General features: G+C 73.0%; 24 protein-coding genes and 1 pseudogene. 11 read left to right on the forward strand and 14 right to left on the reverse strand.

Going from position 1 to position 23,608, the window contains the following annotated elements:
* Positions 1-21 precede the first annotated feature (21 nt).
* Entirely contained in the window at positions 22-1,206 is a 1,185-nt protein-coding gene (locus JNO44_RS34395; protein WP_205367857.1) for a PP2C family protein-serine/threonine phosphatase, read from the forward strand.
* Positions 1,207-1,335: 129 nt separating this feature from the next.
* Positions 1,336-2,556 (forward strand): sensor histidine kinase, encoded by a 1,221-nt coding sequence (locus tag JNO44_RS34400; RefSeq protein WP_205367858.1) that lies wholly within the window; start codon positions 1,336-1,338, stop codon positions 2,554-2,556.
* Between the two features lie 20 nt (positions 2,557-2,576).
* Here JNO44_RS34400 and JNO44_RS34405 read toward each other — a convergent pair whose 3' ends face one another.
* Positions 2,577-3,065, reverse strand: coding sequence for a universal stress protein (locus tag JNO44_RS34405; protein WP_205367859.1), 489 nt, complete (start codon positions 3,063-3,065; stop codon positions 2,577-2,579).
* Between the two features lie 216 nt (positions 3,066-3,281).
* Here JNO44_RS34405 and JNO44_RS34410 point away from each other — a divergent pair, with 216 nt between their 5' ends.
* The 7 genes and pseudogenes from JNO44_RS34410 to JNO44_RS34435 all read left to right on the forward strand — a co-directional run bounded on the left by JNO44_RS34410 (position 3,282) and on the right by JNO44_RS34435 (position 7,388).
* Positions 3,282-3,932, forward strand: a complete 651-nt coding sequence (locus tag JNO44_RS34410; protein ID WP_205367860.1) for a response regulator transcription factor — start codon at positions 3,282-3,284, stop codon at positions 3,930-3,932.
* Positions 3,933-4,013: 81 nt separating this feature from the next.
* The gene (locus JNO44_RS34415) at positions 4,014-4,235 is read left to right on the forward strand and encodes a hypothetical protein (RefSeq protein WP_205367861.1); all 222 of its coding nucleotides are present in this window, start codon (positions 4,014-4,016) and stop codon (positions 4,233-4,235) included.
* Positions 4,236-4,252: 17 nt separating this feature from the next.
* Positions 4,253-4,483: pseudogene (locus JNO44_RS45300) on the forward strand (hypothetical protein); the annotation flags it as partial.
* Between the two features lie 103 nt (positions 4,484-4,586).
* Complete coding sequence (locus JNO44_RS34420; protein ID WP_205367862.1) at positions 4,587-4,811, forward strand: hypothetical protein; 225 nt, start codon at positions 4,587-4,589, stop codon at positions 4,809-4,811.
* Positions 4,812-4,988: 177 nt separating this feature from the next.
* Entirely contained in the window at positions 4,989-5,969 is a 981-nt protein-coding gene (locus JNO44_RS34425) for an FUSC family protein (RefSeq protein ID WP_205367864.1), read from the forward strand.
* A gap of 242 nt (positions 5,970-6,211) precedes the next feature.
* Positions 6,212-6,742 (forward strand): IclR family transcriptional regulator, encoded by a 531-nt coding sequence (locus tag JNO44_RS34430; RefSeq protein WP_205367865.1) that lies wholly within the window; start codon positions 6,212-6,214, stop codon positions 6,740-6,742.
* Between the two features lie 271 nt (positions 6,743-7,013).
* The gene (locus JNO44_RS34435; protein ID WP_102924718.1) at positions 7,014-7,388 is read left to right on the forward strand and encodes a hypothetical protein; all 375 of its coding nucleotides are present in this window, start codon (positions 7,014-7,016) and stop codon (positions 7,386-7,388) included.
* Between the two features lie 186 nt (positions 7,389-7,574).
* On the opposite strand, the gene JNO44_RS34440 is transcribed toward JNO44_RS34435, so the two are convergent.
* From JNO44_RS34440 to JNO44_RS34450, 3 genes are all read right to left on the reverse strand, one after another.
* Positions 7,575-8,780, reverse strand: coding sequence for an NAD(P)/FAD-dependent oxidoreductase (locus JNO44_RS34440; protein ID WP_205367866.1), 1,206 nt, complete (start codon positions 8,778-8,780; stop codon positions 7,575-7,577).
* A 213-nt stretch (positions 8,781-8,993) separates the two neighbouring features.
* The gene (locus JNO44_RS34445) at positions 8,994-9,179 is read right to left on the reverse strand and encodes a hypothetical protein (protein WP_205367867.1); all 186 of its coding nucleotides are present in this window, start codon (positions 9,177-9,179) and stop codon (positions 8,994-8,996) included.
* Positions 9,180-9,287: 108 nt separating this feature from the next.
* Positions 9,288-10,259 (reverse strand): ArsR/SmtB family transcription factor, encoded by a 972-nt coding sequence (locus JNO44_RS34450; RefSeq protein WP_205367868.1) that lies wholly within the window; start codon positions 10,257-10,259, stop codon positions 9,288-9,290.
* Between the two features lie 56 nt (positions 10,260-10,315).
* On the opposite strand from JNO44_RS34450, the gene JNO44_RS34455 reads away from it, so the two are divergent.
* The gene (locus JNO44_RS34455; protein WP_205367869.1) at positions 10,316-11,167 is read left to right on the forward strand and encodes a class I SAM-dependent methyltransferase; all 852 of its coding nucleotides are present in this window, start codon (positions 10,316-10,318) and stop codon (positions 11,165-11,167) included.
* A 23-nt stretch (positions 11,168-11,190) separates the two neighbouring features.
* Positions 11,191-12,153: an NAD(P)H-dependent flavin oxidoreductase gene (locus JNO44_RS34460; protein ID WP_205367870.1), complete on the forward strand. Its 963-nt coding sequence runs from the start codon at positions 11,191-11,193 to the stop codon at positions 12,151-12,153.
* 35 nt (positions 12,154-12,188) lie between these two features.
* Here the strand turns inward: JNO44_RS34460 and JNO44_RS34465 are convergent, their stop codons facing one another.
* From JNO44_RS34465 to JNO44_RS34510, 10 genes are all read right to left on the reverse strand, one after another.
* Entirely contained in the window at positions 12,189-13,976 is a 1,788-nt protein-coding gene (locus JNO44_RS34465; protein ID WP_205367872.1) for an asparagine synthetase B family protein, read from the reverse strand.
* A gap of 84 nt (positions 13,977-14,060) precedes the next feature.
* Positions 14,061-15,344, reverse strand: a complete 1,284-nt coding sequence (locus JNO44_RS34470) for a DUF6271 family protein (protein ID WP_205367874.1) — start codon at positions 15,342-15,344, stop codon at positions 14,061-14,063.
* Between the two features lie 123 nt (positions 15,345-15,467).
* On the reverse strand, positions 15,468-16,421 hold the full coding sequence (locus tag JNO44_RS34475; RefSeq protein ID WP_205367876.1) for a glycosyltransferase family 2 protein: 954 nt from the start codon (positions 16,419-16,421) through the stop codon (positions 15,468-15,470).
* A complete protein-coding gene (locus JNO44_RS34480) occupies positions 16,418-17,143 on the reverse strand; it encodes an LOG family protein (protein ID WP_205367877.1) in 726 nt (241 codons plus the stop codon). The genes JNO44_RS34475 and JNO44_RS34480 overlap by 4 nt, the downstream gene beginning before the upstream one ends.
* On the reverse strand, positions 17,140-18,315 hold the full coding sequence (locus JNO44_RS34485; protein ID WP_205367878.1) for a hypothetical protein: 1,176 nt from the start codon (positions 18,313-18,315) through the stop codon (positions 17,140-17,142). The genes JNO44_RS34480 and JNO44_RS34485 overlap by 4 nt, the downstream gene beginning before the upstream one ends.
* Positions 18,312-19,478 carry a histidine phosphatase family protein gene (locus JNO44_RS34490; protein ID WP_205367879.1) on the reverse strand — a complete coding sequence of 389 codons (1,167 nt, stop codon included), beginning with the start codon at positions 19,476-19,478 and terminating at the stop codon, positions 18,312-18,314. Before JNO44_RS34490 ends, JNO44_RS34485 begins: the two co-directional genes overlap by 4 nt.
* Positions 19,479-19,485: 7 nt before the next feature.
* Positions 19,486-20,646 (reverse strand): DegT/DnrJ/EryC1/StrS family aminotransferase, encoded by a 1,161-nt coding sequence (locus tag JNO44_RS34495; RefSeq protein WP_205367880.1) that lies wholly within the window; start codon positions 20,644-20,646, stop codon positions 19,486-19,488.
* 6 nt (positions 20,647-20,652) lie between these two features.
* Positions 20,653-21,579, reverse strand: coding sequence for a DegT/DnrJ/EryC1/StrS family aminotransferase (locus JNO44_RS34500; RefSeq protein ID WP_205367881.1), 927 nt, complete (start codon positions 21,577-21,579; stop codon positions 20,653-20,655).
* On the reverse strand, positions 21,566-22,684 hold the full coding sequence (locus JNO44_RS34505) for a GNAT family N-acetyltransferase (protein ID WP_205367882.1): 1,119 nt from the start codon (positions 22,682-22,684) through the stop codon (positions 21,566-21,568). The genes JNO44_RS34500 and JNO44_RS34505 overlap by 14 nt, the downstream gene beginning before the upstream one ends.
* Positions 22,681-23,592 carry a hypothetical protein gene (locus JNO44_RS34510; protein ID WP_205367883.1) on the reverse strand — a complete coding sequence of 304 codons (912 nt, stop codon included), beginning with the start codon at positions 23,590-23,592 and terminating at the stop codon, positions 22,681-22,683. Before JNO44_RS34510 ends, JNO44_RS34505 begins: the two co-directional genes overlap by 4 nt.
* Positions 23,593-23,608: the final 16 nt, after the last annotated feature.

Raw genomic sequence — 23,608 nt, forward strand, 5'->3', positions numbered from 1 at the left:
GACTCCCGCCCCGAGGGTGCGATGTACACGATGCACCGGCAGTCCCGGTACCTCCGCGATGACCTGTCCACCGGCGACCCGAGCGACGTGCTGTGCACCGGCGACGTGCCTGCGCGTCACGCCCCGGCGGGCGGCGTGGTGCTGTCGCGCCGGGCCTGGGCGCCCTTTCTGCCCTGGGCGCTGCTGGTGGTGCTGGTGGCCGTCGACGCGGCGCTGCCGGTCTGGGTGGTCATCGCGCCGGCACTGGCGGCGGTGCCGGCGCTGGCCGCGGCGGTGGGACGCCGGGTCTGGTACCCGGTGCAGCTCGGTGTGGTCACCGCGGCCGCCAGCTTCATCGACGCCTTCCGCACCGACGAGGTCCTGCTCGCCAGTCATCTCGCCACGCTGGACGCCGTCGCCCTGACCACGGTCATCGGCTGCGCCACCGTGTGGGCGCGGGCCCGCCAGGACCGCGAGCTGGCCCAGGTCCGCGTCACCGCCGAGGTGGCCCAGCAGGTCCTGCTGCGCCCGCTGCCCGCACGCCTGGGACCCGCGCGGATCGCGGTGGACTACTCCGCCGCGGCGGCCTGTGCCCGGATCGGCGGGGACCTGTACGACGTGGTGCTGACCCGGTGGGGTGTGCGGGCGCTGATCGGCGATGTGCGCGGCAAGGGCCTGCCGGCGGTGGCCGCCGCCTCCGTGGTGCTGGGCGCCTTCCGCGAGGCGGCCCATGACGAACACTGCCCGGCGGAGGTCGTCCGCCGCATCGCCGTCTCCCTGAACCGCAGCCTGCCGCCCGGCACGGAGGAGTTCGTGACCCTGGCCATGCTGTGTCTGCCGACACCGCAGTGCGGCACGTCCGCCGCGCTCCAGGTGGTCAACTGCGGGCATCCCGCTCCCCTGATGCTCCAACCGGGCCGGGCGCCGGTGCCGCTGGATCCCCCGGATCCGGTGCCGCCGCTGGGCGTACTGCCGCCGGAGGACGTCCGCCCGCCGGTGCTGCACCACCCGGTACGGCAGGGCGACGCGGTGCTCCTCTACACCGACGGCATCACCGAGGCCCGTGACGGCGCCGGACGGTTCTATCCGCTGCCTGAGCGCCTGGCCACGCTGCAGGCCGGAGACCCCGAGCACGTACTGTCCCGGCTCCACGCGGATGTCCGCGCGCACACCGGCGGTTCGCTCCACGACGATGCCGCGGCGCTGTTGCTGCGCTACGAGCCGTGACAGCCGCGCGGCGGCACCGGCCCGCGGTGGGGGCGTACGGCGTGCGGTCGGCGACCGCCCGCCATACGGACGGAAACCGACGGCCCGTCATCGCCGGCCCGCTGGCCAGCCGTTCGGTAATGTCGCACCATGCACCGTCGCAGAAGCGACCGCCCCCTCGGGCGCCTCGTTCCGCTGCCGCCGTGGTCCCGGGGAACAGCAGGTGACACGGCGGCGGAGACCTCCCGGCACGTGGCGTGGGTCCGCCTGTTGATGCTGGTGCCGCTGGTCCCGGCCGGGCTGCAGGCCGGCCGTTCCATCGCGGCGCTCCCCTTCGGCCTGCTGGCGGCCGGCTATGCGCTGTGGGCGGGAGGCCGCCTGCTGTGGGTGTACCGGTGGCCGGTGACCGATGCGCGCGGCGCGGCGGCCGCACTGGTCGTCGACCTCACCCTGATCACTGCCCTGGCTGCCGTGTCGGGTGGGCGGAACTCCGCCGTGCGCTATGCCTACTTCATGTGGCCGATGGCCACCGTCCTCTGGCAGCTGCCCGTGGTGACCGCGGTCTTCGGCCTCATCTGCATGGCCGGTTACACCGTGATGTCCGTTCCGGGTCTGCCGACGCATCGCGCCGACTGGACCTGGTCGGTGTTGTCGGACCAGACGTACCTGCTGTGGACCGTGCTGGCCTCCGTCGTCATCGCCAAGCTGTTGAACCGCCGCACACAACGGATCGATGACCTGCTCAGATCCCGTGAACTGCTGCTGGAGGACGCCCTCCAGGCGGAGAGCCGCGAGCGCGGCGACCTCGCGGACGCGCTGCACGACGGGCCGGTACAGACCCTGACGGTCGCGGTGCAGGACCTGGACGAGGTGCCCGAACGGGCCGGTGGCGACCCGCTCACCCGGATCCGTTCGGAGCTGCGCACGACCATCGGGGAGATCCGCGGCATCATCGTCGATCTCCACCCGCAGGCGCTGTCCACGAAGGGCCTGGGGCCGGCCCTGAAGGCCATGGGTCAACGATGCGCCCAGCGCGGCGGGTTCAGCGTGGAGTACGACATCCAGGCACCCGCGCCGCTCGCCCACCAGGAACTCCTCTACTCCGTGGCACGTGAGCTGCTGACCAACGTCGTCAAACACGCACGGGCCACCGAGGTCTCCGTGCACCTGCGCACGCAGTGCGGCGAAACGGTGCTCGCCGTGCACGACAACGGCCGGGGATTCACCCCGGCCGTTGCCCAACAGCGGCTGCACGAGGGCCATATCGGCCTGGCGAGCCACTGCGCACGGGTGGAGAGTGCGGGCGGACAGTGGCAGGTGGACAGTGCGCCGGGCGGCCCGACCACGGTCGAGGTGCGCCTTCCGTCCTGAGCGACCTGCCCCGACCCCCCTCAGGCGGCGTCGGATGCCTCGTCCGCGGACTCCTCGTCGGGTACGACCAGCACCGGGCCCTCCGCGTGCCGCACGCAGTACCGCCCCACCGAGCCACTGACCAAGCGGCTGAGCATGCCCCGTGAGCCGCCGCCGATGACCAGCAGGTCGCCGTCGCGGTCGGCGGCCTGCACCAGCAGCGGACCGGCCGGGCCGCGAGCCACCACGGGGGCGCAGCACGGACCGTCCCCCTGCTGGTCGAGGACGCGGTGGCAGATGCCGGCCAGGCGGTGCCGGGCGTCGCTGGCGAGTTCGTGTTCCGTCTCCGCGTCCGGCGGCCAGAGCATGTCGATGTAGTCGCCCTGGGGGGAGGAGTAGATCATCACCGGGCACAGTTGTGCGTGGTGGCGACGTGCCTCGTCTGCGGCCCGTCGCAGGGCGCGGGAGCTGCCGACCGAGCCGTTGACGCCGACCACCACGCGGCGCACCGCATTCACCGTGTTCATCATGAGTGATCCCTCCTCATCCCTTTTCCTCGAATTTCACGATACGGATGGTTCATCCCAGGGCGGATCGGCCGAACGGGCCATCGGACGGGTGGCGCCCCCTCCCCCGTCCGGCTTTCGCCCCCCTCCGCGGTCCAGCTTTTGTGATCTCCATGACCGACGGTTACGTTGTGCTTCAGGTGCTTGTTTCCCGTTTCCGCACCTGACGGGAGTGACGGCATGGAGACCGATTCCGGCAGGCCGGTGACCGTGGTGATCGCCGATGACCATCCCGTCTACCGCCAGGGGCTCACCCGGGGATTCCAGCTCAGCGGGCAGATCGACGTGGTGGCGGAATGCGCGGACGGCGAGTCGGCGCTCCAGGCGATCCGAGAATTCGGCCCGCAGGTCGCCGTACTCGACTACCGGCTGCCGTCGATGGACGGCATCGCCGTCATCCACGCCATGACCCGCGACGGATTGCCGACCCGGGCGCTCCTGCTGACCGCCACCACGGACAGCGCGGTCGTGTACCAGGCCGTGGAGGAGGGTGCCTACGGCTATCTCGGCAAGGACGCCCCGCGTACCCGGATCGTGGAAGCGGTGCTGAAGGTCGCCCGGGGTGGCCGTGTGATCTCGGAGGACGCGTCCGGTGGGCTGGCCGAGGAGATCAGGATGCGGGCCGATCGCGACACGCCCGTCCTCTCCGAGCGCGAGCGGCAGGTGCTGCGCGGGTTCGCCGAGGGCAAGAGCATCCCGCAGGTGGCGGCGGAGCTGTATCTGGGCGCGAGCACGGTCAAGACCCACACCCAGCGGCTGTACGAGAAGCTGGGGGTCTCGGACCGGGCCGCCGCCGTCGCCGAGGCGATGAGGCGGCGCCTGCTGGAGTGACGGCCCGCTCGGAGTGGTCCGTCACCGGTACCGGTCCGGCCTGGAGATGAGCGCACGGACAGGCGCCGCTACGGTGAAATCATGGCCCCGGCCAAGCAGGCGGCACCGCCGACACGGCAGCCCGGTCAGCCGGACCGGATGCCGTTCGTGCTGGTGACGGCGGGATTCTGGTCGGCCTTCGACCGGTTCGCCAGGACGACCGTGCTGGTGGCCATCGCCGCCGGTATCGCCCTGGGCGGCGTCATCGTGAGCGCGGCGAGTTGGCGCTGTGTGTTCGTCCTGCCCGGCCGGCCATGTTGGTGATCCTGTGCGGGTTCCTGATGGGCGCCGTGGTGCTGGGCTGTGTGACGTTCCTGCCCGCCCTGCTGCAACACCACGGCGCCTCGGCCTCGGTTGCCGGCCTGATTTCGGCGGTCTTCGGGCTCGCCGGGCTGGGCTGGTCCCTGGTGTACGGGACGCTGACCGCGCACGTGCCCCGGTGGGGGCTGATCGCCATCGGGGGTGTCCTGGCGACCGCCGCTCTGCTGGTCGCCGCGACCGGGGGCCGGCTGTCCACCGTGGTGGTGGCCACTGCCCTGCTCGGTGGTGGGTGGATGTTCACCAACTCCTCGCGCCTCCGGGGCGGCCACCGTGCTGCCGCGGGTGCGCGGCACGATGGTGTCACTGTACGTAACAGGAATGTTCGCCGGCGGCGGGGTCGCCCCGGCCCTCGCGACGGGCCCGGCCGACCGCGGCGAGTACTCCGTCATCTTCCTGACCGGAGCCGGCGTCGCGGTGCTGGGCACCCTCCTGGCCAGCCTGAGCGACCTGCGGCTCGGCGTCCGCTCCGAGGCCGCCGGACGGGCCCAGCAACACCGTCCGGTGTCCGAACGGCGGTGAACCACGGCCCCCCATCCGATGCCGCCCCGCCGACTCGTCCGGCCACCCAAGACAGCCCCTCACCGTGCGGGAACCGCAGACGCCCCGCCCCTCCTGCCGGAGGAGGCGCGCCCTCACGTGATGCCGCAACCGAGCCCGTACCGTGGTGCCGTGGTGATCCGTTCGAAGGTTCGCGTGGTGTCGGATACGGTCACCGCCCTGCTGCGGCCCGAGGGACGACCCCGGTACGCCGACGGCGTCGCGGCCGGAGTGGCGTTGGCCGCGCCACTGGTGGTGGGTGCCTGGGCCGGGCATCCGGCCACCGGAGCGTCGGTCGCCATGCCCGCGGTGCTGGTGGCGATGCCCTTCCCGGACGGTGCGGGCCGAGCCGAACGGGCTCGCTGCCTGGCGGTCCGCACGGTGGGGGTGACCGCGGCCGGAGTCTTCGTCGCCCTGGCGGGCAGCGGGGTGGCGGCCCTGGCGCCGGGGGTGGCGGTGGCGGCGTTCCTCGGCGCGCTGCTGCCCCGGATGGGGACCACCGCCGCCCTCGCCGTGCTGCTGGTGGGCATCACCGGCGACGGTGCGCATCCCCTGGTGCTGCCCGGCCTTGCCCAACTGGTGGGGTGCCTGTGGACGGCCGCCCTGCTGCTGCCACTGCGGCCGGCCACGACTCCGGGCGGCACGCCGGGCCCGGCGCGTACGACCGGCTCCTCGACCGCCACCGTGCGCCATGCCGGCCGACTGGCGCTGCTCAGCGGGGCCGCCACAGTGGCCACCGGCTGGCAGGGCTCGCTGTGGGGCGAGGGCCACTGGCTGGTCACGTCCCTGCTGTTGACGCTCCAACCCACACCCGAGGGCACGCGTACCAAGTCCGCGAAGCGGGTGCTGGGCAACAGCGTGGGCGGGGTGGTCGCCGCCGGGCTGCTGCTGGCCCACCCGGGCGCGTACGCGGTGGCGGCGGTGGTGGGCGTCTCCGGCGCCGCGGCCTACGCCTTCCGCCCTGCCAACTACGCCTACTGGGCCCTGGCCTCGCCCGTGCTGCTCCTGCTGCTGAGCGACTTCGACGAGTCGGTGCCCTGGTACGCGGCCGCGGTCCGGGTGGCGCTCAACCTCCTTGGCGGGCTGATCACCGTGCTGGCGCACCGCTGGCTGTGGCCCGCCAACGACCGAGCGGGATGACGACGGCCCGAAGCCGGCGTCGCGGCCGAGCTGTTCGGGTCCTCGGCGACACGTCATCGGTGGACGCCTCCGTCCACCGATCAGTGCACGGCACGTCCACCGACCGGCCCCCTCGCGTCCACCTCCTGTCCCCCCGGACGGCCGACACCACGGCCCGGGCCCGGCCCCTACGGTGGCGGAAGGGACCGAGGGACCGGTCGACGACCGGATCCGCGTCGAACCCGGGTGAGGAGTTGTTCACCATGGACCGCACAACCACCGTGCTGCGCCGTGCCGTCTCGACCCTGCGGCTGGCGGCGCAACACCTCGACGACCGGGCCGCCGCCCCACCACAGGACTACAACTGCCTGCGGGCCGCGGCCATGATCTGGACCGACGAACTGGCCTCGCGCAGCGGAATGAGCGTCCGGCTCGCCGTGGCCCATCCGTGCGGCGCCCAGATCATCCACCATGTGTTCCGGCCCGACAACAGCCCGCAGCGGCTTGCGACCGGTGACGTGCTGCCGCCCACCTGCGCGGCGGCGCAGGCACTGGCCCTGCCGCACGACGGCCGCTGTGTGTTCGCTCCGAAGCCGGACGCGCACACCGCCGAGTTGGCGACCGTCGTGCCGTGCCCGGAAGCGCCGGAGCGCGCCGTCGCACTGAGCGTGACCGGCCCCGACGACCTGCTGAACCCCGTCCTCGCGGCGTCCGTCCGCACTCGCTACCTGCTGTGCCACACCGCGGCGTCGATCCGGGCGAGCCTGACCGCCGGAACGCCCACCCGGGCCTGACCGCGCGCGCATCACCCGGTCTCGCACGCCAACTCGCCGCCAGGACAGAACCGTTGACTCGTCCGGCGTCCGCCGCCGACCGCCCGACCCGCCGCCCCCTCATCGCCACCTATCCCCACATTCACCCTAAAGAGTGAATAGCGCGCTGCGCCGCATTTCGTGCAGAATCCGTTGTGCAACAGCGATGTTGCGGCCGCGATGCGTCCCCTCACGCCGCCCGCGGGCGGGGAGTCGGGCGGTCGCGCCACCGGACCGCAAGAGGGGGAAGAACATGCGAGAGATCATCAAGGCCGGCGCGCTGGCGGGTGCCGTGGCGGCGCTCGCCATGGTCGGTGCGACCGGAGCCGAAGCCGCCCCGGCCGCGGGCAGTCTGCACGGCTGCCCGTCCGGCGCGGTGTGCGTCTACCCGCAGAACGCCGGGTGGAACGGCGACCGCCCGTCGCTCGCCTTCTACAGCTACGGGGCCCACAACCTCCACAACCAGTTCGGGCAGCACTACGTCCTGAACAACCAGACGGACGGCGCGACGGCCCGCACCTGCACCGGCGTCAACGGAACCGGCGACTGCCAGGGCTACCTCGGTGTCGGCTACTACGTGGACAAGGACCTGACGCCGATCAACTCGATCCTCCTCGTCCGCCCGTAGCAACGGCCCGGCGCCGCAGGCGTCGTGCGTTCGGGCCGGCGCCCCCGGGGGGGGGGAGGGACCGGCCCGAACTCGGTCCCTGCACACGCCCCGGGTCCCATCACGAGGAGCTCGGACGCGCACGGCCCGCCCCGGACCGCCGGCCGCCGAACGACGGCCGTCGAACGAGTCGGCCACCATGCCTGGCTAGGCGCCGCGTTCAGCGGTGACGGGCGCCCCGTCGCGCCCGGCCCGCAGCAGTTCCTGGCGCTTGCCCTCCTTGAACATCCTGTGCAAGCGGTAGGAACCGGGCTTGCGTCCCTCGTCCACCAGTTGCTTGACGGTGCCGGCGCAGATGAACTCCTTGAGCTTCGCGCCCGCTCGGCCGCCCAGGTAGTACCTCTTCGCGGCGTCCTCCTTGCTGGCGAACTGGAAGATGCCCACCCGACGCCCCAGGCTGATGCACTGGCCGGCGAACCCCACGGTGAGGGTCGCGGGCCGCTCCCCCGCGATCCGGCTGAGCACCGTGTCGGCGGCCTGGGCACCCAGCGGCCCCGCGGCCTGACAGCTCATCCGGAACGGCAGGTCCGACGGCGCCGCCGAGTCCCCGGCCGCAACGATCCGCGCGTCGTCCACGCTGGTCAACGTCTCGTCCGTGAGCAGTCGCCCCAGGGCATCGGTGCTCAGCCCGCTGCGGTCGGCCAGGTCGGGCACGCCGAATCCGGCGGTCCAGATGGTCACCTCGCTCGGCAGCGTGCGGCCGTCACCGAGCCGCACGGCGTCGCGGGTCACCGCCGTCACCTTCGCGTCGGGGCCGTCGATGACCTTCACCCCGAGTCGGGCCAGTCGCCCGGCGACCGAGCGCCGACCGCTGGGGTGCAGGTAGGGGCCGAGGACCCGGCCGCAGACCAGGGTCACGGAGCGGCCGGACTCGGCCAGTTCGGCGGCGGTCTCGATACCGGTCGGACCGGCGCCGACGACCGTCACCGGGGCCTTCGCAGGCGCGGCGGCGAGGACCGGCCGCAGCCGCCGCGCCTCCTCCAGACCGGCGATCGGGTGGGCGAACTCGGCGGCCCCGGGCACGCGCGGATCGGCGCTGCCACTGCCCACCGCGTAGATCAGGTAGTCGTAGCCGATCGTGTCGCCGGTCGTCAGCGTCAGGCTGTGCCCGGCCGCGTCGATCCGGGTCACGGTGTCGACCACCAGGCGTACGCCGTCGGGCAGGATCTCCCGGTAGTCGACGACCGCGTGGTGGTTGCCGGCCACCACCTGGTGCAGGCGGATCCGCTCGACGAAGGTCGGGCGCGGGTTGATCAGCGTCACCGTCACGTCGTTGCGCTGCGTCAGGCGGTTGGCCGCCATGACTCCGGCGTAACCGCCGCCGATCACGACCACCTCGGTGTTCCCGGTCATGGTGTCTCCTTCGTTTCCAGGGTTCCGGCCTCAAGACACCGTGCGGTCGACGACTGTGACAGCATGTGGCGCGGCTCACTTCGCGACCGTGGACTCGGCCCGCGGGCCCGGTGGGTTCGCACGGTGACGCGACGCACCGCACACGGCGGACCGCGGCGGCGCCGCCGCTCTCGTCGTCGGCCCCGCGAACCGCGAGGAGCGGGCCGACCACCGTCAATAGTCTTGGCCAACGGCCAGCATCACGAATCCCACGATCACGGCACATGCGGCCAGGGCCATGAGGGCTGTCGTGCCGACGCCGATCGCCACCATCGCGGCCCACCCGAAGCGCGCCACTCGCCGCGACCGCCGCAACTCGGCCTCATAGGCGCTGTCGTCCCACCATTCCGGGTCAGTCATCTCCGCCCACCGCTTCATCCGAGCCGCACCCGACCTCGCACCCCCATCCAACCGCACCCCAACACACCCCCCTCCGCCCGGTGTTCGCCCCCCGCGGTGTCGGGCCGGTCAGCCGGGGAGTTGGTCGCCCAGTGGGCTGCGCAGGTAGAGGACGAGGTGTCCGTGGCGGGCCCGGGTGACCAGTCCGGCGCGGTGCAGGACGCCGAGGTGCTGACTCACCGTTGCCGGGCTGAGGGCCAGTCGGTGGGCCAGGTCGGTGGTGCTCGCGGGTTCCGCGAGCTGGGTGAGGATGCGGGCGCGGGTGCGGCCGAGCAGGTCTGCCAGGACGGTGCGCGGGGCGGATGTCTGGGTGTGCCAGACCGTGGCGAGGCCGCGAGCGGGGTACCAGATGCGGGGCGGCAGGTCGAGATCGACGACGGTGACGGCGTGGTCGCAGAACAGGGAGGGGGTGAACGTGACGCCGCGCCCGTCCACGGCGAGGTCGTGGTGTTCGGCGGGGAAGGCGTCGACGGCCAGGGTGCCGGTGCCCGACTGCCAGGTCAGGTGCGGGTCGATGTCCGCGAACAGGGCGGCCGCGCCGCCGTCGGCGAGGCGCCGGGCCCGGTGGAGGATGTCGGCGCGCAGCACCGCGTACATACGTGGCCAGTGCGGTGCGATCACGAGGAGCCAGTAGGTGTGCAGGGCGTCGGCGATGCGCGCCAGCAGGCCGTCGGGGTCCGTGCGGGCCTCCTGGAGCAGCGGGTGCAGGGGACGGCCGTCGGCGGCTCGGAGCAGCTCGCTCGTCACGCGGTCGGGCGGCGTCGAGCGGAGGACGGCGAATTCGTCGTCGATGTCGGTGCTGGGTGTCGGCGGATGAGGCGTGAGGAAGTCGGCGATCAGCCGGCTGGGCCCGACCAGTGCCTGCAGCAGGGGCCAGTCGAGGTGCCTGAGGAGCGGGGCGGACTGCCGGAGGAGGGGCTGATGGGCGGCGAAGCGGACCGGGCTCCGCCAGGCACGCAGGCTCTGGACCGTCTCCTGCAGGGGGGAGCACGCGAAGCGGACGGAGGCCAGGCCGTCCAGATCAAGCCGGAGTACCAACATTCGGCCAAGACTAAATCCCCGGCCCGGCGGGTGATCGCCCTGGTGGGATCGAGGGCATGACTGCTTCTGCCGCCGGGGGAAGTCCGGCCACGGCGACGTACGACCGCATCGGCATCGGCTACCGTCGGGGGCGGCAACCGGACCCGCGGCTGGCCGCGTTGATCCGCGACGCCCTGGCCGGGGCGCGTACGGTCGTCAATGTCGGTGCGGGTGCCGGTTCCTACGAGCCGATGGACGCGGAGGTGACCGCGGTGGACCCCTCGCAGGTCATGCTCGACCAGCATCCTGGCTCGCGGAAGGTCCTGGCGGGCTCCGAGGAACTCCCCTTCGAGGACGGTGCGTTCGACGCCGCGATGGCGGTGATGACGGTGCACCACTGGCCCGATCTGCACCGTGGACTGAGCGAACTGCGGCGGGTCGCCCGCCGTCAGGTCGTCTTCACCTGGGACCCGACGCATCTCCGGGAGTTGTGGCTGCTGGAGGAGTACCTGCCGGAGATCCGGCGGCTCGAACACGCCCGTTTCACCCCGCTGTCCGAGGTGGTCGAGGCACTCGACGCGCACACGGTGCTGACCTTCGCCATCCCGCACGACTTCACCGACGGATTCCAGATCGCCTACTGGCGCCGCCCGGAGCGCTACCTCGCCCCTGCCGTCCGGCGTGCCAGCTCGACCTTCGCCCAACTCCCGCCGTCCGTCGTGGAACCGGCGATCGAGAGACTGCGCGCGGACCTGGAATCCGGGGCCTGGCAGCGCCGCCACGCCGACCTGTTCGGTCAGGACGCCGTGGACTACGGCTACCGCCTGCTGGTCGCCGGGGAACCGCAGCACGGCACGGATCGAGCGGCGGTCCCCGCGTCCGGCGCACCTGACACACCTGGCGCCACCGCGCCGGTCTCCTCCTCCTGACGGGAAAGGTGATCATGACAGTCATGACGTTGTCCACGGCGTTCACCACGTTGTTCGGTGTGCGGCACCCGATCGCACTGGCGCCGATGGGCGGATCGGCCGGCGGTGAGTTGGCGGCGGCCGTCTCGCGCGGCGGCGGGCTCGGGTTGTTGGGCGCCGGGGGCGGGGAGTCGGAGTGGTTGGCGCGCGAGCTGCCGATCGCGGCCGGGGCCGGGAAGCCCTGGGGTGTCGGCTTCCAGACCTGGGCGACCAGCGTCGCGGCGATCGAGCAGGCATTGGAGTACGGCCCCCGAGCGGTGATGTTCTCCTTCGGGGATCCGACCCCCTACATCAAGCGTGTCCGTGCGGCCGGTGCGGCGGTGCTGTTGCAGGTCACCGACCTGGAGGAGGCCAGGCAGGCGGTGGACCTGGGCGCCGACGTCATCGTGGCGCAGGGCACCGAGAGCGGTGGGCACGGCGCCCGGCACGGGCGGTCCACGCTGCCCTTCGTGCCGGTCGTGGTGGATCTGGCGGACGGTGTGCCGGTACTGGCGGCCGGCGGGATCGCGGACGGCCGCGGCGTGGCCGCCGCACTGGTCCTCGGTGCCGCCGGGGCGCTCATCGGCACCCGCTTCCAGGCAACGGCCGAGGCACTGGTCGACCCCTCGATCGCCGAGGCACTGGTCCGGGGACGCGGGCAGGACACGGAACGCAACCGCATCCTCGACATCGCCCGCAGCTCCCGCTGGCCCTCGAAGTACACGGCTCGCACACTGGGTCACCCGCACCTCGACCAATGGCGGGGCCGGGAAGCGGAACTCGCGGCGGACCCGGCGGCGGCCCGCCTCGCCTACCAGGACGATGTCACGCGCGGCGCCGTGACCCCCTTGCCCGTCTGGGCGAGCGAGGCCATCGACCTCGTCACCGACCTGCCGCCGGCGGCCGATCTCGTCCCCGCCCTGGCCGCCGAGGCCGGTAGGGCCCTGGCCCGGGCGGGACGCCCCTGACCGGAGCTGCGCACGGCGCGCCGCACCCGGTCGCTTCAGCCGTGGGCGACCGGGGGACGGCCTTCGCGATCCAGCCAGGTGGCGAGGCTGAAGAGCCGCCACAGCAGGCGCCAGTCGAACTTCTCCAGGTCGGTGAAGGCACCGTCGCGCAGGATTCCCAGGTCGTTCAGGGGGCCTTCGGTGATGGTGGCGGAGAAGTCGGGCCAGTTGTCCGTCATCCAGTCCGAGTACGAGAAGTGGTCGTCGAAGCCCACCTTGGGTTCGGTGAATTCCTCGGCGAGCGGGGTGCCGCTGAAGACGCCGCGGAGCAGGTGCTTGGGAGCGCCGGGCCGGATGCGGCGCTCCGCGGGCAGGCTGAAGACGCCGGCCACGAGGTCGATGTCGAAGAACGGGGAGCGTACCTCCACGCCGCGTGCGATGCCGTTCTCATCCGTCGCGCGGAAGTTGTCGTACGTCATGAGCCGGAACAGGTCGAGGGCCTGTCCGAACAGCACCGGGTCGGTGTGTTCGGCCGTCGAGTAGGGGAAGGGGCGGTCCAGGGTGTCGCCGAGTGCGGCGGTGCGGGCGGCGAGGGCGTCGCAGCCGAAGTCCGTGACGAACTTGCTCCAGCCGGCGGTGCGGTTCCAGCGTTCCCACAGCGATGTGGCCATCCACTCCTCGGTGGTGGAGCCCACGGCGTCCGCGCGCAGCGCGGCGTAGCGGACGTAGCCGCCGAACACCTCGTCGGCTCCGTGACCGCCGAGGAGTACGGCGGAGTGGTCGCGGGCGGCGCGGTGCAGGGCGTCGTTGTGGAGGACCAGCGGCTCGGCGGCGGGCGCGTCGAGCGTGCTGTTCAGCAGGTCGACCGTGGCGTCGAGCGAGGGGATGCGGAACGGCACCTCGTGCAGGTCCACGCCGAACTTGCGGGCCAGCGCGCGGGCCCGCCGCAGGTTCTCGTCCTCGTCGGGGTGCCGGGCGGAGAACACGGTGACGGCCGCCGCGGGTTCGGCGTGCGCGAGCGCGGCCTTGAGGACCGCGGAGGAGTCGATGCCGCCGGAGAAGCCGACGGCGACCGGCCGGTCCGCCACCAGGGCTCGGCGGTGCGCCTGGTCGATGAGGTGCCCGATCTCGGTCTCGTCGGCGGGGGTTGCCCGCAGGCCGGACACCGGGGTGAGGGAGGCGGCCAACCGTGGACCGGCGTGGCCGGGACCGATCCGGAGCACTCCGCCCGCCGGTACGGAGTGGATGTCGCGGTACAGGGTCCGGTTGTCCGTCAGGCGGCCCAGGCCGAGGAACGCGAGCGCGTTGACCGGGTCGAGGGGGAGGTCCTCGCCGCGCAGGCAGGCGGTGAGGCAGCGGATCTCCGAGGCGAAGGCGAAGAGTTCGGGAGAGTCATAGTAGTAGAGGGGGCGTTCTCCGAGCCGGTCCCGGACCAGGGTGAGGTGGTGTGCGGTGCTGTCCCAGACGGCGAGCGCGAAGGGCCCGCGCAGGTCCTCGAAGGCCGGGGTGCCGCGTTCGGCACAGAGTTCCAGGGCCACTTGGAGGTCGCCGGGGGGCATGCGGTGGCGCCGGTGGTCGGGCAACCGGCGGCTGAGCTCACGGTAGTTGAGCACCTCTCCGTTGCCGACCATCACCAGGGCCCGTTCGCGGTCGAACATCGGCTGGCGGGCGTCGTCGACGGCGATGACGGCGTGCCGGGCCGAGTGGAGGGAGATCCACTGGTCGCTGAACGAGCCCGTTCCGTCCCGCCCTCGGTGGGCCAGCGACGCGCCGAGCGGCCCGGCCAGGGATCGTGGGTCGGCGGAGGGGTGTCGCTTCAGCAGCAGGCCACCGATACCGCACATGGTCGTCTCCTTGTCAGTCCGTCGGCGCGGCTTTCTTCGTGGCCGCAGTGCTTGCCGAGTGCCGAGCGGGCGGGCCGCTCGTGGTCAGGCGTACCGTCCGAGGTCCCGGTCCGAGCCGAGCCGGCCCGCCGCGGCGACCAGCGCCGGCCACCGGCGGGTCAGCGCGGCGAACTCCCCGATGGCGTCGGCCACGTACTGCTCCGTCGTGCCCGCCTCCGCCTCCAGGGCCGCGATCCGGATGTCGAGGCGGCGCCGGACGTCGCCGGACGCGGTGGCCGCGGCCTCGCGGTAGAGCGCGACGAACGCGGGCGGGATGGGTGCCGCGCGCTCCGCCCCGCGCGCCAGGGTGTCGACGAGGAACTCCGCGTAGGCCCGGGAGTCGAAGTGCTGCCCGTCGGGGAGGAGGAGGTCCCGCTGGCTCATCAGGGCCTCGTTGAAGGCGTTCCAGTGCTTGCGCAGCACCGCGTAGCGCAGTTCGGCGCGGGCGTACCAGCCGAGGTGTTCGGCACTGGTCTGCTCGGCCCGCCAGGGTTCGTAGTGGTGTTCGGCGGTCATGTCGTGGTGCCAGACGGGGAGTTCGAGTTGGTAGAGCAGGCCCTTTTGGAAGTAGTCGCTGCCGAGCACGCCCACGGCGGGCATCTCCGGGATCCACTCGTGGACGCGGCGTACGGCGGCGATGCCCATCTCCACCGTGCCCGTGTGGTCGCGGTGGGCCGTCACCCCGCCGTGCGCGGTGAGTTGCTCGGGCCGGGCCGGCGCGGCGGGTCGGACCACGCGGGTCTCGGCCGGGGTAAGCCGGCTGAGGGCGTCGATGCGGTCGACGTACTCCGCGGAGCAGTGCAGCAGGTCCCGGCGGTCGCGGGTGGGCCGGCCGGTCAGGGAGGAGCCGACGCAGTGGGCACCCTTGCTGCCGGCCGCGGCGCCCCCGTCCAGCAGTTCGGCCTCGATCCTCAAGGGGGAGGCACCGGAGGCGGGGTCCACATGGGTGATCTGGTCGCTGTCGCGCCGGTGCAGGGTGTGCGCGCCCACATACGCGGCCACCAGCGCGGCCTTGTTGGGGCCGGCACCGTAGGACCCGGTGGGCTTGCACAGGGCGCGCTCGGCCAGGGTGTGCTCGGCCGGCGGGAGCGCGGCGGCGACGAGGATGTCGTGCGCCAGCCGCTCCCATCCGGCCGCGTCCAGCACATGGCCCCGCACGCCGCTGGCGGCGGCGGTGTCCTCGACCACCTGCCGGTTGGCCCGGGACACCTGTGGTGGGCAGTCGTCCACCACCAGGAGCGTCACCTGATGGCGCGCCTCCTCGGGCAGGGCCGCCACCTCGGCGGCGACGGAGCGGAACGCCGCCTCGAAGGGGCGGTTGGTGGGCATGTACACGAGCCGTCGCACGGGATGCCGGGGGGCGTCCGCGGTGCGCGGTGCCGATGGTGTGTGCATGGTGGCTGACGCGGCCTCTCAGGACGTCGGCGGAGAAAGGGGAGGTGGGGGGCGACCTCAGTGGTGGGGTGCCGGCTGTGGGGCGCTCTCCAGCGCGCGGGCGGCGTGCTCGAACCGCACGGCGGTGTCGACCCAGGCTTCCGCCGCCGGGGCGGCCGGATCGATGGCGGGTGCGAACATCTCCTGGAGCCGCACCGCCGGGTCGGGGTGCTTGTGGGCGAAGTGGCCGAGGTTCTCGCGCCATTCGCGGTACATCGACGCGGAGACCGGGGAGCGGTGTTCGTGGTAGACGGCGGCCCGGGCGCTGTAGCGCATCCGGACGCCGTCCCTGACGAGTCGGTAGCCCAACTCAGCGTCCTCCAGACCCCAGCCGCGGAACCGCTCGTCGAAGCCCCCGGACGCGGCCAGTCGCTCCGGGCGCACCGAGGCGTTGCAGGTCCACAGGTAGTGCCAGGCCGTGCGCATGTGGGTCAGTTGGCAGGAGAGCGCGGCGAAGACCGGCTCCCGCTCGTCGCCGCGCACCACCTCGGGCAGCGCATCGAGGCTGAATCCACGGGCCAGGCGCGCCAGGTCGAACTTCCCCTCCCCCAGTTGGCAGCGGCGGCCGACGACCAGCAGATCGGTGGCCGCGCCGTGCGCCCGGAGGTGGTGCGCGAGGAAGTCGGGCCCGACGACCTGGTCGGCGTCGAGCGTCACGACCAGGCTGCCGGTGGCCATGGCGAGGCCGATGTTGCGTGCCCTGGCCCGTCCCGATGCCGGGGTGCGGGGCTCGTACGCGTAGCGCAGGTCGAGCCGGGAGGTGAAGGAGTCCACCATGGTGCCGGTGCCGTCGTCGGAGCCGTCGTCGACGACGAGGACCTCGAACGAGAAGGGGCGCCGGAGTCGTTGGTGGGTCAGCGACAGCAGGCACGCTTCCAGGGTGGCGCACGCGTTGTAGGCGGGGATGAGGACGCTGACCTTGGCGGGGCGGTCGCGGTCGGCGGCGGACGGCGGGGTGTGGTGCTCGTTCACTGCGTCCGCCATTCGGTAGCGAGGTCGGCGGGTCGGTTCGTGGCCGCGGCGGCCGCGGGTGTTCCAACGGCCGCCACTGCGGCCAGGGCCGCCTCGACCGACTCCGCGATGACGAGTTCCTTGGCCACCGAGGGACTGGCGAGTCCGGTGTCGACCAGGTGCTCCTGGACGAACCGTACGAACGCCTCCCACAGGCCGGTGCCCTCGGGCTGGACGAGCACCACCGGGAAGTGGTCGAGCCGGGCCGTGTCGTGGTGGACGAGGACCTCGAAGAGTTCGTCGAACGTGCCCACGCCGCCGGGGAAGACGAACAGCGCGTCGATGTCGTGGGTGAGGAGGAGCTTGCGCAGGGCGAAGGTGCCGACGGTGAGGGAGCGGTCCTCGTCCAGCACGGTGTCGGGTACTTCGCCGGGGATCTCGATGCGCACCGCCCGGGACAGCGTCGCGCCGCTGCCGTCCCGGACCGCCTGCATGATCCCGGGGCCGCCGCCGGTCACGGTCGTCCAGCGGCGGGCGGCCAGGGCGGCGCCCAGTTCCCGGGCCAGTTCGTAGGCCGGCTCGCCCCGTATGGCACGGGCCGAGCCGAACACGGTGGCGACGCGTGCCGGCGACAGGGCACGGGAGGTCCGGCTCCAGGTGCGTGCCCCGTCGACTTCGCCGGCGATCGAGCGCAGTGTGCGCAGGAGTGCGGATTCGGTGGGTGCGGTGAGGGGTTCGGTCATGGTGCTGTTCTCTCCGTCGTCGGCTCGTCCGCGCTGCGGCGAGCGGCCAGGTCCGCGGCCACCACCGCCGCCACCTGGTGCGCCCCGTCGAAGGGGGCGCCCACGTGTGGCGTCCGGGGATTTCCCAGGGCGTGCCGGGCCAGGTGTGCGTATCGCTTCACGTAGGTGTCGTCGCGGCCGAGCCGCCGGTTGATCTCCTGTACGGCCACGGCCTTCTCGGCCTCGGGCGCCGCGTCGCCGATGCGGTCGTAGGGCTCGGTGAGGAAGGGCCAGAGCTCGTGTGCGCAGCCGGCGGCCAGGTGCCGGCAGATGAGGACCTGGCTCCAGTTCTGCGGGGGCAGTGGTACGTAGGGCCGCGCGGCCTGCGACACCTCGACGAGGGTGGTCATCCCCGGGGAGCTGAGCACCACGTCGCTGTGCCGCAACGCCGTCCGGAATTCCGTGGCGGACAGCTGGCGCGCCGGCAGGTCGGCCCGGAGGCTGAACGCGCCGTGCGCGTGGTTCATGGCCACGTTCATCTCGACGGCGTCGTGCCGCACTTCGGTCAGCAGGCGCTCCGCCAGCGCCAGATAGACCTGCCCGGAGGTGTGCCCGGCGGGGTTGCCCAGGCCGCCGAGTTGCACCAGGACCCGGGTCCGGTCCGGTGTCCGGGTGCCGGTGTCCTCGGGCGGTGCCGGGGGCGGGATCGCCGGGGGCGGGGCGACGATTCCGGAGACCGGGATCACACCGCGCAGGCCGAGCCGGGCCAGGTGGTCCGCGCTGCCGAAGAGGTCCTGCGCGAGGTAGGCGCGGACCCGGCGCAGCGGGCTGTCCGGTGGCACGTCGGCCGCGTCCCACATGAAGCCGAGGCTGTCCACGTAGTACGTGCGGGCGGCCAACTCGCCCGTTCCGATGAGCTCCGGGGCCAGTACGTTGACCACGGCGTCGGCGGAGCGCAGCTCCGGTGGGTCCTGTCCCGGGGGTCGTCGACCCAACGGCTCGGCGTGGGTGTCGTGTTGGGCGGTGAAGAAGTCGAGGGCGGAGTCGGTGCCGTAGTAGGCCACGTCCAGGCCGTGGTGTCGGGCCAGCACCTGGCCGATGCTGTACGCCTTCGAGGCCGGTCCGAAGCCGAAGGGCGTGGCCACCACCGCCACCCGGGCGTATCGGTCGGCGGTGGGTGGGCGTAAGGTCACGGGGCCTCCTTGGCGGGTTGCGGGCTGCGGGCGATGTCTTCGGGGGATCGGTTGACGAAGTCCACCGCCACCGCGTCGGGTCCGATCCGGAAGCGGGAGAGGTGTCCGGTGTCCCAGCGCAGTGCGCGGACGCCGCGCAGTTGCGCGCCGAGCGCCCGCTCCAGCAGCCAGTGGTGCGGTCCGCCGTGGCCCACCACCAGCACTCGCCGGCCGGGGTGGCGGGCGGTCAGCGCGGCGAAGAACTCCAGGACCCGGTCGCGGGCCTGTTCGTAGCTCTCCTCGCCGTCGAGGTCGCACAGGTCGCTGTTGCCCGTCAGGACGCGGTCGGCCTCCGGTCCGAGGTGCCGCCGCACCTCGTTCAGGTCGAGGCCGGCGAAGGCGTGGAAGACGCGTTCCCGCAGGGCGGCTTCCTCGCGCACCTCGATGTCGAGCCCGGCGGTCGCGAGCGCGGCCGTCTCTCGGGCGCGCAGGAAGTCCGAGGTGTAGACCGCCTCCGGGGCGAACCGTTCGACGGCCGCCCGGGCCGCCCGGGCCTCGTCCCGGCCGCGGGGGGACAGTGCCATGGCGTAGGGGTCGGGGTAGGTGTCGCCAGGGTAGTCCGGGGCGCCGTGCCGGAGGAAGAGCAGGTCCACGTCGTCGGTGGCCGGGGGCTCCGTCTCCGTTTCCTGCGCGGTGAGTTCGAGGAGGTCCAGGACGTCGTCCGCGACCTCCTCGGGTTGCTTGTCGTGGATGCCGAGGAGCAGGCCGGCGGGGCGGAACTGCCGGTGCAGTTCGCGGACCCGGTCCTCGTCCATGCGGGCCAGCGGGTCGCGGGCGTTGTTGCGGTCCAGCAGATCGGCCAGCGTGCCTTCCAGGGTGATCGTCACCAGGCGCATCCCCTTGCGTTGGAAGCGCAGCTGCTGGGCGGCCAGGAAGTCGACGTCCTCGAACACGCCGTCGATGACGGGGGTGAAGCCGCTGTCGAGGTAGGACAGGGCGAGGTCCAGGCATCCCAGTTCGGATGCCACGAGGGTGAAGTCGCTGAAGTCCCGGGGCCGGGCCATGTACCGGACGGAGTCGTTGGAGATCCGTACGGCGGGGACCAGGGAGTCCCGCAGCAGGGCGGCGGTGGTGGTCTTTCCGGAGCCGGGCAGCCCGCGCAGCAGCAGCGCGATGCGGTTCATGGGGTGGTTACCTTTCCTGTACCAGATGCTGTCGGAGCGCCACGACGGCCTCGGCCACCTGTGAGACGGCCGTATCCGTGAGGTATTTCGACGTCGGAACGCTCAGGATCCTGGGCGCCAGCGCCTCTGCCTTCTTGGGCCACGGGTGTGGCGCGCTCGGCAGCACGCGCCGGAACAGTCCGTACTCAGGGTAGGTCTTCTTCCAGACCACGCGGGCGAGGACGCCGCGGGCCGCGAGTCCGGTGCAGAACTCCGCGGCGTCGGCGGTGCTGCGGGCCACGAACAGGGTGTGGGAGGCTGCGTCCCCTTCGGGGTCGGAGCTGTCCAAGACCGGTGTGTCCGGGCCGAGTTGCTCCCGTAGCCGGGCGCGCCGGCTCCGCTGCCGGGCCAATGTCTGATGCAGCGTCAGGGCCTGGTCCATCACCAGCGACGCCTGGAGTTCGGTCATCCGGAGGTTGTCGCCGACGAGTGCCCGTTCGTCGTCCCAGTCGGGCAGTCCGCGCTCGTGCCGGACGGCGCCCAGGTCCGCCATCCGGTAGACCCGCTCGACCACCTCGGCACTGCCGGCGACCAGTCCGCCCTCGCCGGAGGAGATCTGCTTGGACTGCTGGAAGCTGGTGACGGCGACGTCGGCGAGTTCACCGGCCCGGCCGTCCGTCGACGCGGCGCCGAGCCCCTGGCAGACGTCCTCGATCAGCGGGACCCCGAGCCGGTCGCAGAGCTGCCGCACCCGTCCCGCCTGCACCGCGTGCCCCTGCACATGGACGATCATCACCGCGGCGACGGGCTGGTCGGGCGATTCCAGCGCCGTGGTGTCGGGGGTGAGGGCGGTGTCCATGTCCAGGGGGACGGGTACGGCGCCGACCGCGGAGACGGCCATCGCGCACGCGATGAAGGAGTAGGCGCTGACCAGGACACGGTCACCGGGACCGATGCCCAGGGCGCGCAGGGCCAGGCGCAGTCCGACGGTGCCGTTGGCCACCGCCGTGGCGGCCTCCTTGCGGAAGTAGCCGGCGAAGTGGCGCTCGATGAGCGTGTTGGCGGACTCGCGGTCCCCTTCGACGTAGCGGAAGAGCTGGCCGTCGGCGAGGGTCGCCCGGAAGTGGGTGAGGGACTGCGGATCCTCCTGCGACAGGTCGAAGAACTGATGGGGGTTGATCAGCGTCATGTGGGGTCATCCAATCTTGACGAGAAGGGGTTCCACAGGCCGCCGGCCGCCGGTCAGGACGCGCTTCTCGCACCGGTGGAACATCGGCAGTGCGGACGGTGGTTGCGGGTGCATCGGCTGCACGGAGCCGAGGTCGTCGGCCAGTTGCCCGATGTGGCGGGCGGTGGCGGACGGCGCCGGGTAGAGCGGCAGCCGGGTCCAGCCGGCGCTGGATCCGGGCGGCAGGGGCGGAAGGCGGAAGTGTCGGGCGAGGTCACTGTCCCGGAAGCGGTCGACCACCGCCCTGCGGCGGGCGAGTTGCCGGTCGGCGCGGGCGATGGCGTCCGGGAGCAGGGGCAGCAGGGGGGCGGGGAAGCGCGCGGGCGACGGGGGGCGCGGCCGGTGCCGGTCCGTCGTGTCGCCCCGGGCGACCGCTCCGGAGACCAGGTCGGCCGGGCCGAGGAGCGCTCCCCCGGCACCGAGCGACACCGGTTTGGAGGGGCCGAAGGAGGCGACGGTGAGCGTGCCGGTGGCTCCGGCGAGCACGCCCCGCGTCGTCGATCCCCAGGTCTGCGCCACGTCCTCGATCACCGCCACGTCCGAGGGCAGTGCCCGGGCGATGCCGGTGACGTCGCACGGCAGTCCGTACTGGTGCACCGCGATGACCGCGCGGGTGCGTGCGGAGCAGGCCGCGGCCACGTCGTCCCGGTGCAGGGTCAGGTCCTCGCCGACGCCGACGAACACCGGCACCGCGCCGGAGCGGACGACGGCGGCGGCGACGGAGTGGCAGCCGACGTCGGGCACCACCACCTCGGCACCCGCGCCCACCTCCAGCACCTCCAGGGCGGCTTCCAGCGCCGTGCCGCCCGAGGCGCAGAATTCCGCGGCGGGCTGGCCCCAACGGTGCAGCAGATCCTGGACGGCGGCGGCCACCGCGGGGTCAGTCGAAGGCATGCCGCAGCCCCTTCCCCGCCTCGTGGGCGCCGGCCACCCGGGCGTCCAGCGCCGCGCGCTCCCGGGCTCGGAGCGCTCCCGGCCCGGCCGCACCACACCACACGTCCGCCCGCGGCACGCGCTCGGTGTGGAGCAGGTCCTTCAGCGCGTCGGGGCTGCCGTGGAGATCCACCGTGCGCACGCCCCGGCCCGCCCACTCCTGCCGGAGCCCCTCCGTCAGCAGGTAGAGCCCGGGCGAGTAGCGTCGGTAGGTCTCGTCGTAGGACCACTTCAGGCTCATCAGCCGGTCCTGCACCCGGGCGTCCAGCCGGAAGGCGACGGGGCGTTCGCCGTCGAGGAGGAACGCGGCCGTGATCTCTCCGGTGTCGACCAGCCGGCCGTAGAGCGCGTCCTGGCCGCCGCGCTGCCGCATGCTCTGTCCCCGTGCGGCCTTCCACGAGCGGTCGTCGACCGCGAGGACGTCTGCGAAGGCGCGCGGACCGGATCGGCCCGGTCGTACGGTCAGGCCGTCGCGCTCCACCAGGTGTCGTTTGCGGCGGAGTTGGGAGCTGCCCCGTTCCAGGGCGCGTTCCCACAGGTCGGCGCCGTCGTGGGACCAGTCGATCAGGGAGTTGGGCGGTCGCCGCCAGGTCGTGCAGCCGGCCCGGGCGCAGGCTTCGGCGTGGGGCGCGGCCACCAGGGGGAGGTAGACCGACGCGCCGGTGGCCCGGCGGACGGACGTCACCAGGCGGGCGAGTCGCTCCGGGTGGCCGTGTTCGGTCAGCAGGGGCTCGTCGTCGCCGACCGCCGTGAGCACGTCCCCGTCCCGGGTGAAGGCGGCGATGCCGTCGGGGGCGAGGGCGACGACCACGCGGTGGCCCGCGGCGCGGACCGCGTGGGCGTATCCCGGAGACTGCTGGAGCCGCGTGCCGTGGCGCCGGTATGCGCGTGCCCAGGCGTCCTCCTGGGCTCCGGGGAGGGCGTCGAGGTCGACCAGGCGCAGGCCGTGGGCCGGCTCGGGTTCCGGTACGGCCCGGCCGCCCGGCAGCGGGTGCGGCGCCGCGGGGTCCGCGGTCGGGCGGCGGGCGTCGAGGTCGGGTTCGGCCGGACGGCCGGTGGCGGTCATCCGAACTCCCCCGCGTCCGAGCCGGGTCGACCCGAGCGGATCCACCTCAGTTGCGGATAGCCGCGGGCGTGGGCGCCGAACCCGGTCATGAAGCGGTCGATGCTGGGCAGCACACTGCCCTCGAAGTCGAAGACCTCTGTCCCGGGCTGCCGTTGCGCCCAGGTGATCGCCTCGTCGACCAGCAGGCTCGGCACCCCGCGCGCACCCGTGCGGTCGAACCAGGAGTGCATGAGGACCGCGGCGCCGTCGCAGAGCAGTACGAACACCTGGCCCCGGCAGACCCCGTCCGGGTCCGTCGCGGCGAGGCACAGCGCCGGTTCCTCCCGGCCGATCCGCAGTCCGGATCGGCGTCGGGCGGCCACGGCCGGCGCCGGCTGGCCGACCACCGCGCGGGAGAAGTCGAAGCTGTCGAGCGGGGCGCTGTGCACGGTGTGCCGTCGGGCCGCGGCCCGGATGTGGTTCCGGGCGGTGGCCACGTACGCGCTGCGCGGGTCGCACCCCGCGCGCAGCTCAAGGATGCGGGTGTGCCGGCAGAGCAGTTCGGCGCCGGCTTCGCACAGGGCGGCCACCTCGCCGAAGCGCGGATCCATCGGGAGCTCCGCCGAGTCCACGCGGGCCATCAGCGCCTGGGTCATCGAGTGGACCGCACGGTGGCGGTCCACAGGATGCAGCCCCGGGTCGCTCCATGGTGCGGCGTAGGGCAGGAGCCGGAAGGGACGGCGGGCGGCGGTGCCGCCGTCGTCCAGCGGGACGACCCAGACGCCCGCGGTGCGCCCGGCGCGGGTCCGGCAGACGAGGTTGAGGGTGTGCCCGTAGAGCTCGGCCGCCGTCGGCGAGTTCCACACCTGCACGGGCAGGCCGGCGACGACCTTGGCGAGTTCGTCGGGGGAAACGGTGTCACTGTCCATGGGGCCCTTCCGAACG

The sequence above is a fragment of the Streptomyces noursei genome (genome assembly GCF_016917755.1).
Taxonomy (GTDB): domain Bacteria; phylum Actinomycetota; class Actinomycetes; order Streptomycetales; family Streptomycetaceae; genus Streptomyces; species Streptomyces yunnanensis.